The following is a 14,835-nucleotide window of genomic DNA, read 5'->3' as shown; positions in this document are numbered from 1 at the left end:
TTGAAAGATATGTTTGAAACAAGTGTTTACAAAAACAGACGCGCCCGTCTGAAAGAAAAAGTGAAAAGTGGTTTGGTGTTGATCCTGGGAAATGGGGAGGCCCCGGCTAATTATACGGATAATACTTATAAGTTCCGTCAGGATAGTTCGTTTCTCTATTTTTTCGGTCTGAATCAACCCGGTTTTGCAGGAGTGATCGATATCGATTCGGGGGATGAATATATATTCGGGAATGATGTGGATATGGATGATATTATCTGGATGGGACCTCAACCGAGTGTAAAGGATATGGCAGCCCGGGTCGGCGTGTCGAAGACCGCTCCTTTTGCCCGGCTGGCGGATTGTATGAAAACGGCGATTTCTCAGGGACGCCGGATTCATTTTTTACCTCCTTATCGTTTCAGGAATATGCTCTTGCTCGAAGAGTTGTTGGGTATCCGGCCTGCTTTGGTGAAAAATTATGCTTCGCTGGAACTGATCAAAGCTGTGGTCGATCTCCGCTCGGTAAAAGAACCTTGTGAAATCGAGGAAATCACCAAAGCTTGTAATATCGGTTACGAAATGCATACAGCTGCTATGCGGAATTGTAAACCGGGAGTCAAGGAACAATATATTGCAGGGCTGATCGAAGGAATTGCAGCTTCGTACGGAAGTATGGTGTCGTTCCCTGTGATCCTGTCGCAGAACGGTGAAACACTCCATAATCACGATCATAGCCAGATCCTTCAGGAAGGACGTATGATGCTGACGGATGCCGGAGCAGAAGAAGTGTCCCATTATTGTTCGGACTTTACCCGTACGGTTCCGGTCGGTGGGAAATTCCTGACCCGCCAGAAAGAGGTTTATAATATCGTATTGGCTGCTAATAACAAAGCGATAGAGATAGCTAAACCCGGGGTGACTTATCAATACGTGCACCTGGAGGTATGTAAGGTGCTGGCACAGGGTTTGAAAGATCTCGGCCTGATGAAAGGAGATGTAAACGAAGCGGTTGCTGCCGGGGCGCATGCCTTATTTATGCCTCACGGACTGGGACATATGATGGGATTGGATGTACATGATATGGAAGACTTGGGACAGATCTATGTGGGATATGACGATGAAACCCGGCCGATCGACCAGTTCGGAACTTCATCGTTGCGGATGGGGCGCCGGTTGCAGGAGGGATTTGTCATTACCGATGAACCGGGATGTTATTTTATTCCGGCATTGATAGACCAATGGAGAGCACAGGGGATGCATAAAGAATTCCTGAATTATGACAAGATCGAAACATTCAAGGATTTCGGAGGTATCCGTTTGGAAGATGATATCCTGATTATTCCCGGAGGTTCGCGCTTCCTGGGAGATAAACGTACTCCGATTACTGTCGAAGAAGTTGAGGAGATTATGCGTTAAGGGGTGTTTTTTTTAATCTGATATTCAAATTAGAGGTTAAGTATTTTTATCTGCAAAATAATATTTAAAATCGTAAGGATGCATAGAAGTTTTTCTATGCACCTTTTTTTATGGTTTTGTGTAAATCAGATGTAAATGGAAAAATGGTAGAATTATTCTGTCGTTACTTATTCGTCTTCGGTATTCGTGTTTGGTGACCCGGTCGCTTCTGTCGGTCGTCTAGCCCTTTCTTTCACTGACCGGCGGAACTCCTCACTCCGTAAAAAACTTTACGTTACGTTTCCGTCAGACACCATCGGTCGGACGTTCAGAAAAAGCAAGACGACACTCGCCGGAGCTCCAATGGTCCCCGAACACGAACACCTCCGACTTACGTTATCACTGCCTGGCAAGCTAAACCGGACCTGAAAACCATAAATTTCAACGAAAAAAGATTTTCCGATAGAGTAACCCAATTATCCATAATCCGATAGAGATGAGCCGGTATTTTATTCTATAAAATTTTTCTAATTCTTCCTTTGCCAGGTCGTGTTAACGTGAGATGCAGGGTTTTGTGGCGGAAGACCATTGGAGCAGGAACGAGGGTCCGGTTAGGTTTTCCGAACGCCCGACCGGTGGTGTCTGACGAGCTTGCGAGGAGTTCCGCCGGTCAGTGAAGGAAAGCCTTAGCGGACCGGTCCAGGCGAACCGGTCTGACGGCATAAAACCCGGAATCGGAATAGAAAGAAAAAATAAACCTACAATTAAACGATAATATCCCGTCTGCTTATCGCCAAAAATCAAAGGGGCGGTACCCTGGGGGCGATTTATCGAAGATGGGCTCGACTATCTTTCCGGAAGCCGCTTTGAATGGTATATTGATGACCGCTGGGGAGAACAAGTATTTAAAACGGATGGAATCGGTATCTACGGTGGTTGGGACGATTCGTTTAAGCAAACGAAATGTCGGTCCCGAGCTTATGTATGGGGAATATTCGTGGATGGAAAAGAAGTGGAACGGGGGGACACCGATGTTGATAAAAGTAGGAAACTTTTTTCTTGTAAATCTTTTCTGTGAAGGGAAAAAACACTAATTTAGGCGTCTCTTTGGGATTGAAATAAAGTAAAACATAAAATATTGAATCTATGAAGTTTGTCGTATCAAGCAATACATTGCTGACCCGTTTGCAAGCGGTAAGTAAAGTGATCGGTGGAAAGCCCGTACAACCTATTCTGGATAATATCTTGTTGGTGGCTACCGAAGGTGTCTTATATGCAACAGCATCTGATAAAGAGACGACCATGGAAGCCCGGATAGAATTGGAAAGTCTGGAAGAAGAAGGTAAAATAACGATACCTGCCAAAATATTGCTGGATATTTTGAAGGAATTTCCCGAACAACCGTTGACATTCGAAATCAATACGGAGACCAATGAGGTGAAAATTATTTCCGAGAAGGGAGAGTTTTCTGTGCCGGGAGAAAGTGCCGAAGATTATCCGATACAGGCAGCACTCAACGATAGCAGCAACGACCTGACCTCTAAATGCGGTTTGATTCTGGAAGGAATTGTGAAGACGATATTTGCAACGGCCAACGACGATCTGCGTCCGGTTATGAACTGTATCCTGATCGAAATGAACGAAGATAATTTTACCTTTGTCGCTTCGGATGCTCACAAATTAGTTCGTTACAAACGGTTCGACGCCAAAAGTGAAAACGGACAGTTCTCTTTGATTTTACCGAAGAAACCGGCCTTGATGCTGAAGAATATTCTGCCGAAAGACGACTCGGAACTGAAGATCTCTTTTAACGATAAAATGGCTTGCTTCGTATTCGGTGATTATAAAATGACTTCTACTCTGGTCGAGGGACGTTTCCCGAATTATAATTCGGTTATCCCGCAGAATAACCCGAAAAAGATTATCATTGAAAAGAAAGAGCTTTACAATTCTTTACGCCGGGTGTCTGTCATGGCCAATCAGGCTAGTAATCTGGTGAAATTCGATGTTGCAGAAGGAAAAATCGTCATTTCAGCCCAGGATATGGATTATTCGATGTCGGGACACGAAACACTGACTTGTCAGTATGAAGGCGAGAACATCGCTATCGGTTTCAAATCGCCTTTCGTCCTTGAAATTCTCTCTAATATCGAATCTGAAAATGTGGTGCTGGAGTTATCCGATCCGACTCGTCCGGGATTGTTCCTGCCGTTTGAAAACGAGGACAACGATGAAGATTTGTTGATGCTGCTGATGCCGATGATGGTGTAACGGAAAGACTTATCCGATAGAATAGTAAAGGTAAAAATGAAAGATAAAGAGTCGTTTGATTGGTTTTTATAGTAAATCGAACGGCTCTTATGATTTATGGGTAGGAAAGTGTTGCTTGTCCTTGTCCTGCTACGGAAGAGATTATAAATTTTGAAGTATATGAAACTGAATTTAGCTAATCCCATCGTTTTTTTCGATCTGGAAACCACGGGAATCAATATTGCTAAAGACCGGATCGTGGAAATTTCGGTATTGAAAGTGTATCCGAACGGTAAGGAGGAACAAAAGACCATCCGGGTGAATCCGGGAATGCATATCCCCGAAGAAGCGTCTGCTATTCATGGCATTTACGATGAAGATGTGAAAGATGCACCGATGTTCAAGCATATTGCCCGCGAATTGGCGCATTATATCGAAGGATGTGATTTGGGAGGATATAATTCGAATCGTTTCGATATCCCCTTATTGGCAGAAGAATTTTTGCGTGCGGAGGTGGATTTCGATATGAGTAAACGGAAGTTTGTAGATGTACAAACTATTTTCCACAAAATGGAACAGCGTACCCTGTCGGCTGCCTACCATTTTTATTGTGATAAATGTCTTGAAGATGCCCATACGGCTGCAGCCGACACGATGGCTACCTATGAGGTGCTGATGGCCCAGCTGGATAGATATGGGGAAAAGCTGGAAAATAATATCGATTTCTTAAGTAAGTTTTCTACCCAAAACAAGAACGTCGACTTTGCCGGTTTTATTATTTATGACGATAAAGGGGTAGAAGTGTTTAACTTCGGTAAGAATAAAGGAGTGCCTGTAGAGAAGGTGTTGAAAGAACAACAGGGATATTATGATTGGATGATCAAAAGTGATTTCCCACTTTATACCAAAAAGGTGTTGACTAAGATTAAACTGAGAAGTTCCGGGTTAGTAAAAGGGGTGTAGCTTCCTGTAGGAACGAAACCGGAAACGGGAGATATGGGTGAACTGGTAAGGAAGGAATTAAAAAGTTTTTTTGCCTCGCTGTCAGGCTATGTGGTGTTGGTGTTTTTTCTGCTTGCTAATGGTCTGTTTTTGTGGATCATTCCGGGAGGATATCATATTCCGGCAAGTGGCCTGGCCGACATGCAGGCTTTTTTTACCCTTGCTCCGCTTTTGTACCTTTTTCTGGTTCCTGCTCTTTGTATGCGCCTATTTGCAGAAGAAAGGCGTACCGGTACGCTGGAGTTACTGCTTACCCGCCCGCTAACTACCTGGCAGATTGTCGGAGCAAAATATCTGGCCGGATTTCTGTTGGTGCTCTTTTCGATATTACCTACCCTCGTTTATCCGGTCAGTTTATGGTTTTTAGCCCAGCCGGTCGGACATATCGATGTGGGAGGAATTATAGGTTCGTATATCGGGTTGATTTTCTTATCCGGCATATATGTGGCTGCCGGGGTTTGGGCTTCGGCTTTGACCGAAAATCAGATTATTGCTTTTCTCTACACCCTGGTGGTGGCTTTTTTGTTGTATACCGGTCTCGACTTTATAGCCGGTATTCCTTTGTTTGAAGATTATCAGACTTCGATTCAGTTTTGGGGAATTCATTTTCATTATGAGCCCATGTCGCGGGGGGTCATCGCTTTTAGCGATGTCGTTTATTTTGTCTCCTTCGTTTTTCTTTTTCTGTGGGCTACCGTACGGCGGTTTCACGGAATACGGTTAGGCGGGGGCTATGTTATAATAGCTTTTGTGGTTTTGAATCTGGCTTGTACCCGGGTTTACCTGAGGGCGGATATTACCGATGATAAGCGTTATACGCTTTCCGAATCCACCTGTTCGTTGCTCCGGGGAATCGACCGGGGAGTCAGTGTAGATATTTTTTTGGGTGGAAAATTACCTGCCGGTTTGCAAAAATTGCAATATGCATTGACCAGAAATCTCGAAGAATTCCGCCGGCTTTCGGGAAATAATTTCCGTTATCAGCTGATCGATCCTACGGAAATACAGGATCCTGAAGAGAAAAAGGCTTTAGTAAAATACCTGGCAGAACGGGGAATCCTGCCGATAAATCTGAATCGCAGAAGTGAAGACGAGACTTTATCCCAGCAGATCATTTTTCCCGGATTGATCATTTACGATCAGGAAACTGAAGTAAGTGTCAATTTATTACAGAATGTGCCCGGAAATAGTGCCGACGAGAATATCAACCATTCTATCGAGGCATTGGAATATGAATTGACAAAAGCGATTCGGTTACTGATACAGAAACAAAAAAAAGTAGTCGGTTTTTTGGTAGGACAGGGCGAATTGACTTATCCGGAAGTGATGGATATGGCGAAGACACTTTCCTATTATTATCAGGTCGATCTGGTGAGTTGTGATAGCCTGGCGACCGACTTGAAACGCTATGCTGCTTTGATTATCGCTAAACCGACGAAAGATTTTTCTGAGCGGGATAAATACGTTATCGATCAGTATCTTATGCATGGTGGACGGTTACTATGGTGCTTGGACGAAGTGGATGTAGATCACGAAGTGTTGAAAAATCAGGAGACTGTACCTGCTGTTTATCGGCCTTTGAATGTGGAAGATATGTTGTTCCGCTATGGGGTAAGGATAAATCCTGATCTGGTATTGGATGGAAATTGTGTGCTGATTCCTGTGATTACCGGGATGAACGGGACGACTCCCGACTATAGTCCGGGTTGCTGGTATTATTCGCCCTTATTACTCGCCCGCGGACAACATCCGGTAACGGCCGGATTGCAACCGGTACGGGTGGATTATGCCAACAGTATCGATACGGTGGGAAAAAACGATGGACTGAAAAAGACCGTATTGTTGTCCACTTCCTCTTATGCGGCTGTTATGAAAACTCCTTGCCCTGTATCGTTGTCGATAACCGAGGAGAAGATGACTCCCGACCGGTTCAATCGTCGGTTTGTACCGGTAGCAGTAGCTGTCGAGGGAAATTTTACTTCTCTGTTCCAGTACCGGAATCGGGAAGAAGTGGCGGGACAGCCTTTTAAAGCACAGAGCGGTTATAGTCGGGTGATCGTAGTAGCTGACGGGGAGGTGATCCGTAATCAGGTGAGAGGGGTGGGGGAAAATGCCCGGATCGTACCCTTGGGCTATGATGAGTATAGCGGACAGATGTACGGAAACCGTGATTTTATTCTCAATTGTGTCAATTGGTTGTGTGATGATGAGGGATGGATGCAGCTGAGAGGACGGAATTTGTCCTTATATCTATTGGATAAAACCCGGCTGAAAGCGGAACGTACTTCGTGGGAAATGCTGAATTTATTATTCCCTATATTTATCGTCGCTGTTGGGGGAGGAATCTTTGCCTGGGGAAGAAAATCAAGAAACCGGAAGAGGGGTTCTACCCGTTTTAACGATTTAAGATAGAAATTTCCGATGACTTCTATTCAACTTTTTTTAGTGAAAACCGTATAAAAGAACAAATGAGGTTTTTACTGGTTTTTCCCATAAAAAATATTTTTTAACTTAATAGGGGAGGGTTTGGCTTATCTTTTGATAGAAGAGAGGCGTCTTTGTGAATGAATTTAAAAAAAGAAAATAAATCGAGAATCATGAAATTGAGATTATTTATTTTGTCGGGTTTGTGTGCTTGGATCGGTGTTTCCTGTGGAGGAAAAAAAGAAAATACCGGCCAGGAAAGTATTCGTCCGGTACGGGTGGTAAAAGTAGAATCACTGGGAGCTATGCAAAAAATGTATACCGGAGTGGTACAGGCTGAAGAATACAGTAAACTGGCATTTAAGGTTTCCGGGCCGTTGGTTGAAATGAATGTGGATGCAGGACAGAAGGTGAAGAAGGGGACAGTCATCGCTGCTGTCGATCCTTTGGATTATAATTTGCAATTCGAAGCCAATAAGGCGGCTTATGTCACCTCCAAATTGCAAATGGAACGAAATAAGAAGTTGTTGGCGATGCAGGCGATCTCTAAACAGGATTATGAAATAGCCGAAGCGAACTATGTAAAAGCCAAATCAGCCTACGAGACTTCGCAGAATACATTGGCCGATACAAAATTGAGAGCACCGTTCGACGGTTTTGTAGAACAGAAATATGTTGAAAATTATCAAAAAGTGCAGCCGGGAGAATCGATTATAAAATTGGTGAATCCGGATAAATTGGAAGTCGGTTTTATCCTTCCCGAGACTAATGTCAGGTTGACCCGTGAAAAAATGCAAGTGGCGGTCGAATTCGATACTTACAAAGGCAAATGGTTTAAGGCAGAGGTGAAAGAATTTGTGGATGCTTCTCCCGACGGGAGTGGGATACCTGTGCGACTGGCCATTACCGACAAGAGCTTTAACCGCGATGTGTATAATATTTATCCGGGTTTCTCTTGTAAAGTGATCCTGAGTATCGATAATGAGACCGGAAAAGGCTATACTGTGCCGTTAAGTGCTGTATTTAAAGATTTAAAAACTGACGAAACTTCGGTTTGGTTGTATCATACAGCCGATGAGACGGTCAAAAGACAAAAAGTCACTACCGAGCAATTGTTGGGGACAGATCGTGTTTTGGTGACCGAAGGATTGGAAGCCGACGATATTATCGTGGTTGCAGGAGTGAATTATATCGTTAATGGACAGAAAGTTGCCGTTATTGAAAATTAGAAATTAAAATTGAAACCATATTGATATGAATATAGCAAAGTATTCATTGGATAATCCGAAGGTCATCTACTTTTTTCTCTTCGTCATGTTGATCGGAGGGGTGATTTCTTTCGGTTCGCTGGGGAAAAAAGAAGATTCGCCTTTTGTGATTAAGACAGCCGTATTGATTACTCAGTATCCGGGAGCTTCTCCGAAGGAAGTGGAACAACTGATCACAGAGCCGATTGAAAGGGAGATTCAGTCTATGCGGCGTGTCTATAAGATCAAATCCGATTCATATTACGGTATGTCGAAGATCAATATCGAATTGAGTCCCGCAACTCCGCCCGAAGAAATGCCGCAAATGTGGGATGAACTCCGGCGTAAGGTATTGAATGTTCAGTCGCAATTGCCTCAAGGGGCATCCGATATTAAAGTTTCCGATGATTTTGGAGATGTTTTCGGTATCTATTTCTCTCTGACAGCCGACGAAGGATTTAGCTATCATGACCTGAGGGAATGGGGACAACGGCTGAAAACCGAGTTGGTTACGATCGAAGGTGTGCAGAAGGTGGCCCTGTTCGGAGAACAGACCGAGGTGGTCAATGTTTTTATTTCTATGTCGAAACTGGCCAATTCGGGGATCAACCTGAATTCGTTGATGCAGACCATTAAATCACAGAATTCGTTGATCAATACCGGAGAAAAGAGAGCAGGAAATATCCAGCTCAAGATTCTGGCTGAAGGAACGTACAAGAATCTGACCGATATCAGAAATCAGTTGATTTCTACCGAGACCGGGCAACAAATCCGTTTAGGAGATATTGCTGTGATTGAAAAAGGATATATGGAACCGCCCAGTACCCTGATCCGGGTAAATGGCAGGAAAGGGATCGGTATCGGAGTTTCTACGGCACCCGACTATGATGTGGTGAAGGCCGGAGAGGCTGTGCGGTTGAAGTTGGCACAACTGGAAGAACAAATGCCGGTAGGGATCGAAATGGTGACGCTGTACCCCGAGGATCAGATCGCCCGGGAGGCGAACAACGGCTTTATCCTGAATCTGATCGAGTCGGTGGTGATCGTGATTTTTATCATTCTTATCGTCATGGGAGTCCGGGCCGGTATTCTGATCGGTAGTTCGTTGATATTTTGTATCGGAGGAACACTGTTGATCATGCAGTTTATGGGAGTAGGATTGAATAGAACTTCCTTGGCTGCTTTTATTATAGCCATGGGGATGTTGGTGGATAATGCTATTGTGGTCACCGATAATGCACAAATAGCGATCAAGCGGGGAATACGCCGTAGGCAAGCCTTGATAGACGGGGCTACTACGCCTCAATGGGGATTACTGGGGGCTACGATGATCGCCGTGTTCTCTTTTCTGCCTTTATATCTGGCGCAATCTTCCGTAGCGGAAATGATCAAACCTTTGTTTATTGTGTTGGCCGTTTCTTTATTGCTTAGTTGGGTGCTGGCGTTGGCTCAGACAACTGTTTTCGGAAATTTCATTTTGAAAGAAGGTTCCGGTGAGACTGGAAAAGATCCGTACGATACTCCTTTTTACCATAAATTCGGTAAATTCCTGCGTTTGCTGATCCGCTTCAAGGGGACGACGATGTTAGTGATGGTGGGGTTATTTATGCTGGCGATGACGATTATGGGGTTGATGCCCCAGAATTTCTTCCCTAATATGGATAAACCCTATTTAAGGGCCGACTGCTTTTTACCTGAAGGATACAGTATCCGGGAGACAGAAAAAGAAATGGGAAAGATCGAAGAGTTTTTGTTACAACAGGAAGAAGTCGTGAATGTATCGGCTACATACGGAAGCTCACCACTTCGTTACTATCTGGCCAGTACTTCTTTCGGTCCGAAATCTAATTTCGGTAATTTCCTGGTCGAAGTAAAAGATAAAAAATATACGGCTCAGGTAGAAGAACGCCTGAATAAATATGTCCGTGAAAACTATCCGGATATCCTGATCCGTTCCTCTTTATTTAAGCTTTCGCCGGCAGTGGAAGCGAATATTGAATTCGGTTTTATCGGAGAGAATATCGATACGCTTACGATGTTGACGGAGAAGGCAATGAGTATCATGCACGAATGTGATATGGTTACCGATATCAAAAATAGCTGGGGAAATAAAGTACCTGTCTGGGAGCCGGCTTATTCGCAGGAACGGGGACAACGGCTGGGGATTACCCGGCAGGCAGTGGCCTATGCCCTGAAAATTGCAACCAACGGTTTGCCTTTGGGCGATTATCGGGAGAAGGATTTGTTTATGCCTATTTTGCTGAAAGAGGAAAATATCGAATCGTCGAATATCGATAATATGAAGACCTTACCTGTATTTTCCCAGTCGGGATATGCCGTCCCTTTGGCTCAGGTGGTGGACAGCTTTGCCTTCGGATATAATTACAACGTAATTAAGCGTTATAACCGCGATAAGGTGATGATGGCACAATGTGACTCCAAACGTGGAGCCAATACGATGGCAGCTTTTGCGCAGGTAAAAAAAGCGATTACCGAGGGTATGGATATCCCTCAGGGTTACCGGATGCAGGTCTTCGGGGAAAACGAAACTCAGGAAGAGTCGAATTCGGCTATGGCTGCCAATTTACCGTTGACCTTTATCCTGATGTTCATCGTGTTGTTGTTTTTGTTTAAAACTTATCGTAAACCGACGATCATTTTGTTGATGGTGCCCCTGATCTTTATCGGAGTTGTCTTCGGATTGGCTGTAACCGGGAAAATGCTCGATTTCTTTGCAATCCTGGGGGTACTGGGGTTGATCGGTATGAATATCAAGAATGCTATTGTGCTGGTAGACCAGATCGGTATTGAAGAAGAGAAAGGTACTCCCCGGCTGGAAGCTATTATCGAAGCTACAAAGTCGAGAATTGTGCCGGTAGCGATGGCTTCGGGGACGACGATACTCGGTATGCTGCCTTTGCTGTTCGATGCGATGTTCGGCGGAATGGCCGCTTGTATCATGGGAGGATTATTGGTGGCCAGTCTGTTGACTATTTTTGTTTTACCTGTTACCTATAGTTTGTTGTTCCGGGTGAAAGTGACAGATACCCCTGAGGTAAGAATGAATGAGGAATAATAAAAAGAAAGGATAAAAATAAACGGAATGAAAAAAATATATTTAATCGTCGGAGCAATACTTTGGGGTGGAATAGTTGACGCCCAGACCTTGTCGGTGGAACAATACCGGCAAAAAGTGTTGGAATATAATCAGGATATCCAAAAGTCCCAACAGGCTGTAAACGGGGCTTTATATTCCCTGAAAGGAATTAAAACGGGCTTTTTTCCGAAATTGGATATTACCGGAAACTATTCCTATCAGTTGGAGAAGGTGGAGTTCTTGCCCGGAACCGACCTGAAACACGATAATTATGGAGTAGAAGCCGGATTGGTACAGAATGTCTATTCCGGGAGCGCTGTCCGGAAACAATATGATGTAGCTAAATTGCAACATGCTATTGCTCAGTTGTCGGTAGAACATACAGTGGATAACATGATTTATGCCGCCGATGTCAGCTATTGGTCGGTGGCCGCAAACCGCAATCTGTATGAGCTTTCGGAACAATTCGTTCAGATTGTAAGGGAATTGTATGAGATTGTAAATAAACGGTTTGAAGAAGGAGCTATCAGTAAAACAGATGTATTGATGGTGCAGAATCGTTTGAAAGAAGCTGAACTACAATTGAATACGAATTCGACGAATTATAAGACAGCACTGCAATCTTTGAATATTATGATGGGAGTGGAGCCGGATGCTGCTGTAGTTTTGACCGATTCTATTCAAAAAGTGCTTTGGGTTCCTAAGCAGGAAGGGTTGAATAAGGCCCTGGAAAGAAGAGCCGACTATCAATCTGCCATTATGGGGATAGAGATGGCGAAATTGCAGACCGATATGGCCCGTTCGAAGTATTTGCCCCAATTGGCTGTCGGTATAAAAGAAAAATACGGAACGACTTTGTTGAATGTGGACGGAAAGGCTCAATGGGCGACTACGGCTTATGCACAAATCAATATACCGGTGTTCCATTGGGGAGAAATGCGGCAGAATGTGAGATTGAGCCGGACCCAGGAATGGACCAAAGAACTGGAAAGAAGCCAGCTCAAGGACCAGGTAAGTAAAGAGCTGAATAATGCCTGGGTGAATGTGATCGAAATATCCAAAAAGCTGGAGATCGTATATTCTTCTCTCGATATAGCAAAGGACAACCTGACGTTGAATACGTTTAGTTATAATGAAGGGAAACTGCCGATTATCGATGTGTTGTCGGCCCAGGTGAGCTGGTTACAGGCGTACACCAATGTGGTTTCTGTCAACTATCAATATAAAGTAGCCTTGGCCGAGTATGCCAAAGCTTTGGGGGGAACGGACCGTTGAGTCTGTCAGGAATAACGGCGCGGATACCGGAAGACGATAGCCGATAGGGCACATATCCCGATCAGCATCGGATAGTACAGGTATTGAATGATGGAAAGCGGGGAGATGGAGGCCAGACCTGCAGCGATCAGCATTTGAGCTCCATAGGGTATGATTCCCTGGATAAAACAAGAAAATGTATCTAATATGCTGGCAGATTTACGGCAGTCGATGCCGAATCTGTCAGCTATATTTTTAGCTATAGGACCGATGGTGATGACAGCGATCGTGTTGTTGGCCGTACAAAGATTGGCCAGACAGACTAAACCGGCGATACTCAGCTCTCCGGCACGTTTGGAATTGACATGTCGGGTGAGTTTGACGATGATGTAATCGATCCCTCCGTTGTATCGGATCATTTCGAGCATACCTCCGGCCAATAAAGTGATAATGATCAATTCCCCCATGCCTGTGATACCTGCTCCCATAGCACCGAACCAGCCGAACAAATCGAAACCGGAAGAGAGTATACCGATAAGCCCGGAAGTTAATATCCCCAGAAATAATACGAGCATGACATTTATGCCGGCTAAAGCAGTTGCGAGAACGATGAGATAAGGGATAACCTTGATCCATTCGACGGCTTCGATCTGCGTGGGGGTATGGATGTGCATGCCGGCAAAGACATAATAAAAGAGCAATAGGATGGCTGCCGGCATGACAATTAAACTATTGACCTTGAATTTATCTCTCATTTCACACCCTTGAGTTTTGGTGGCTGCAATGGTAGTGTCAGAGATAAACGAAAGATTATCTCCGAAGAAGGCCCCTCCGACGACAATAGCTACCATATAGGCTAGTTCTACACCGGTTTTATCGGCGATTCCTACAGCAACAGGAGTGAGGGCTACGATCGTTCCGACGGAGGTCCCGACCGATAAAGAAATAAAACAAGCGGCGATAAAGATACCGGCCAAAAGCAGGTTGTCCGGAAGAATGTGTAAAGTCAGATTGACCGTGGCGTCTATGGCTCCCATCGCTTTGGCCGATTGGGCGAAGGCTCCCGCCAGAATAAATATCCAGATCATCAAAAGGATATTTTTATCCGAAGCACCTCCGGAGAAATGAGCGATCCTTTCACTCAGACCGAGATGACGGGTCATGGCGATAGCTGCGATGGAAGAGATCACGAAAGCGACAGTGATCGGTACTTTATAAAAATCATCGGCGATAAGAGAAGTGACCAGGTAGACTCCCAGAAATATAAATAAAGGACTTAAAGCCAGTAAAGAAGGTTGCTGCGTGTATTGCTTCATGTATTTTTATATTTTCAGCGTGCAAAGTTAACGGATTAATTGAAAAATCAATTCGAAATATCGTTATCGGAATGTGCCTGACCACTTTTGTGAGAATCCGTGTTTTTAGCAGCAATATAAAATCCCTTGCCAGGGGTCCATTCCACGCAGAAGAGCGAATCGATATCTTCGTATCCCAGTTTTTTTAATTGAGCCAGTAGCCAGGTTTCCTTTTTTCCGGCATTATCCAGTGAACTTTGCAGGATCGATCCATTATTGACAAAAAGATAAGATTCGGAAATATTTCGTTTCAGTGAAACGGTGAGCTTGCCGTTTGTCTCGAAGCGGGCATCGTCTACATCGAACATCGAGAATATACCCACTTCCCGCAACATGGTCCGGAATTGTTCCATTTCCAGACCGTTACGTTTGAATTCTTTGAGATTGATTTGTCCGTTCCTGACGATCATAACCGTATCTCCTTTGACTAAACGCCTGATCAGACTGAAACGCAGCAAGTAGCGGATAGTCATATTGACGATTGTCCAGGTTCCGAGCGCAAAGATCATATACCATACCGACAAGTCCGGATTATAAATCACGCCTCCGATCAGAGCTCCTAAAACAAATGCATTGACCGAGTCGAGGGGAGTGAGCTGGGCCATTTGTGTCTTGCCTGAGATGCGGAGAAAAAAGATCACTCCGGACATACCGATGATGATTTTGATAATAATGCTGAGGATCATAATATACCTTAATTTCATTCTGAATTAGGAGAATTACGCTTTTGCAAAAGCTTTGTTACAAATTCCCGAATTTTTAGCCGATACAGAAAGCAACCAAAAATAGACTTATTTCGTTAGTAGGTTAATAAATGAGGTTGATTAAT

General features: G+C 44.2%; 10 protein-coding genes. 8 read left to right on the top strand and 2 right to left on the bottom strand.

Going from position 1 to position 14,835, the window contains the following annotated elements; all coding sequences use genetic code 11:
* The first annotated feature begins 9 nt into the window (after nucleotides 1-9).
* From ODOSP_RS05200 to ODOSP_RS05165, 8 genes are all read left to right on the top strand, one after another.
* On the top strand, nucleotides 10-1,398 hold the full coding sequence (locus tag ODOSP_RS05200; protein ID WP_013611333.1) for an aminopeptidase P family protein: 1,389 nt from the start codon (nucleotides 10-12) through the stop codon (nucleotides 1,396-1,398).
* Nucleotides 1,399-2,213: 815 nt separating this feature from the next.
* The gene (locus ODOSP_RS05195; protein ID WP_041556423.1) at nucleotides 2,214-2,471 is read left to right on the top strand and encodes a hypothetical protein; all 258 of its coding nucleotides are present in this window, start codon (nucleotides 2,214-2,216) and stop codon (nucleotides 2,469-2,471) included.
* Nucleotides 2,472-2,523: 52 nt separating this feature from the next.
* Complete coding sequence (gene dnaN, locus ODOSP_RS05190) at nucleotides 2,524-3,648, top strand: DNA polymerase III subunit beta (RefSeq protein WP_013611332.1); 1,125 nt, start codon at nucleotides 2,524-2,526, stop codon at nucleotides 3,646-3,648.
* Nucleotides 3,649-3,807: 159 nt separating this feature from the next.
* A complete protein-coding gene (locus tag ODOSP_RS05185) occupies nucleotides 3,808-4,590 on the top strand; it encodes a 3'-5' exonuclease (protein ID WP_013611331.1) in 783 nt (260 codons plus the stop codon).
* 33 nt (nucleotides 4,591-4,623) lie between these two features.
* On the top strand, nucleotides 4,624-7,041 hold the full coding sequence (gene gldG, locus ODOSP_RS05180; protein WP_013611330.1) for a gliding motility-associated ABC transporter substrate-binding protein GldG: 2,418 nt from the start codon (nucleotides 4,624-4,626) through the stop codon (nucleotides 7,039-7,041).
* A gap of 185 nt (nucleotides 7,042-7,226) precedes the next feature.
* Nucleotides 7,227-8,282, top strand: a complete 1,056-nt coding sequence (locus ODOSP_RS05175) for an efflux RND transporter periplasmic adaptor subunit (protein WP_013611329.1) — start codon at nucleotides 7,227-7,229, stop codon at nucleotides 8,280-8,282.
* A 25-nt stretch (nucleotides 8,283-8,307) separates the two neighbouring features.
* Entirely contained in the window at nucleotides 8,308-11,376 is a 3,069-nt protein-coding gene (locus ODOSP_RS05170) for an efflux RND transporter permease subunit (protein WP_013611328.1), read from the top strand.
* 27 nt (nucleotides 11,377-11,403) lie between these two features.
* Nucleotides 11,404-12,672: a TolC family protein gene (locus ODOSP_RS05165; protein WP_013611327.1), complete on the top strand. Its 1,269-nt coding sequence runs from the start codon at nucleotides 11,404-11,406 to the stop codon at nucleotides 12,670-12,672.
* A 5-nt stretch (nucleotides 12,673-12,677) separates the two neighbouring features.
* Here ODOSP_RS05165 and ODOSP_RS05160 read toward each other — a convergent pair whose 3' ends face one another.
* Both ODOSP_RS05160 and ODOSP_RS05155 read right to left on the bottom strand, forming a co-directional pair.
* The gene (locus ODOSP_RS05160; protein WP_013611326.1) at nucleotides 12,678-13,967 is read right to left on the bottom strand and encodes a Na+/H+ antiporter NhaC family protein; all 1,290 of its coding nucleotides are present in this window, start codon (nucleotides 13,965-13,967) and stop codon (nucleotides 12,678-12,680) included.
* Between the two features lie 47 nt (nucleotides 13,968-14,014).
* Nucleotides 14,015-14,692 carry a DUF421 domain-containing protein gene (locus ODOSP_RS05155; RefSeq protein WP_172720191.1) on the bottom strand — a complete coding sequence of 226 codons (678 nt, stop codon included), beginning with the start codon at nucleotides 14,690-14,692 and terminating at the stop codon, nucleotides 14,015-14,017.
* Nucleotides 14,693-14,835 lie beyond the last annotated feature (143 nt).

The organism is Odoribacter splanchnicus DSM 20712, from assembly GCF_000190535.1.
GTDB lineage: Bacteria > Bacteroidota > Bacteroidia > Bacteroidales > Marinifilaceae > Odoribacter > Odoribacter splanchnicus.
The sequence above is the reverse complement of the archived record's forward strand: the minus strand, read 5'-3'. Positions and strand labels throughout refer to the sequence as shown.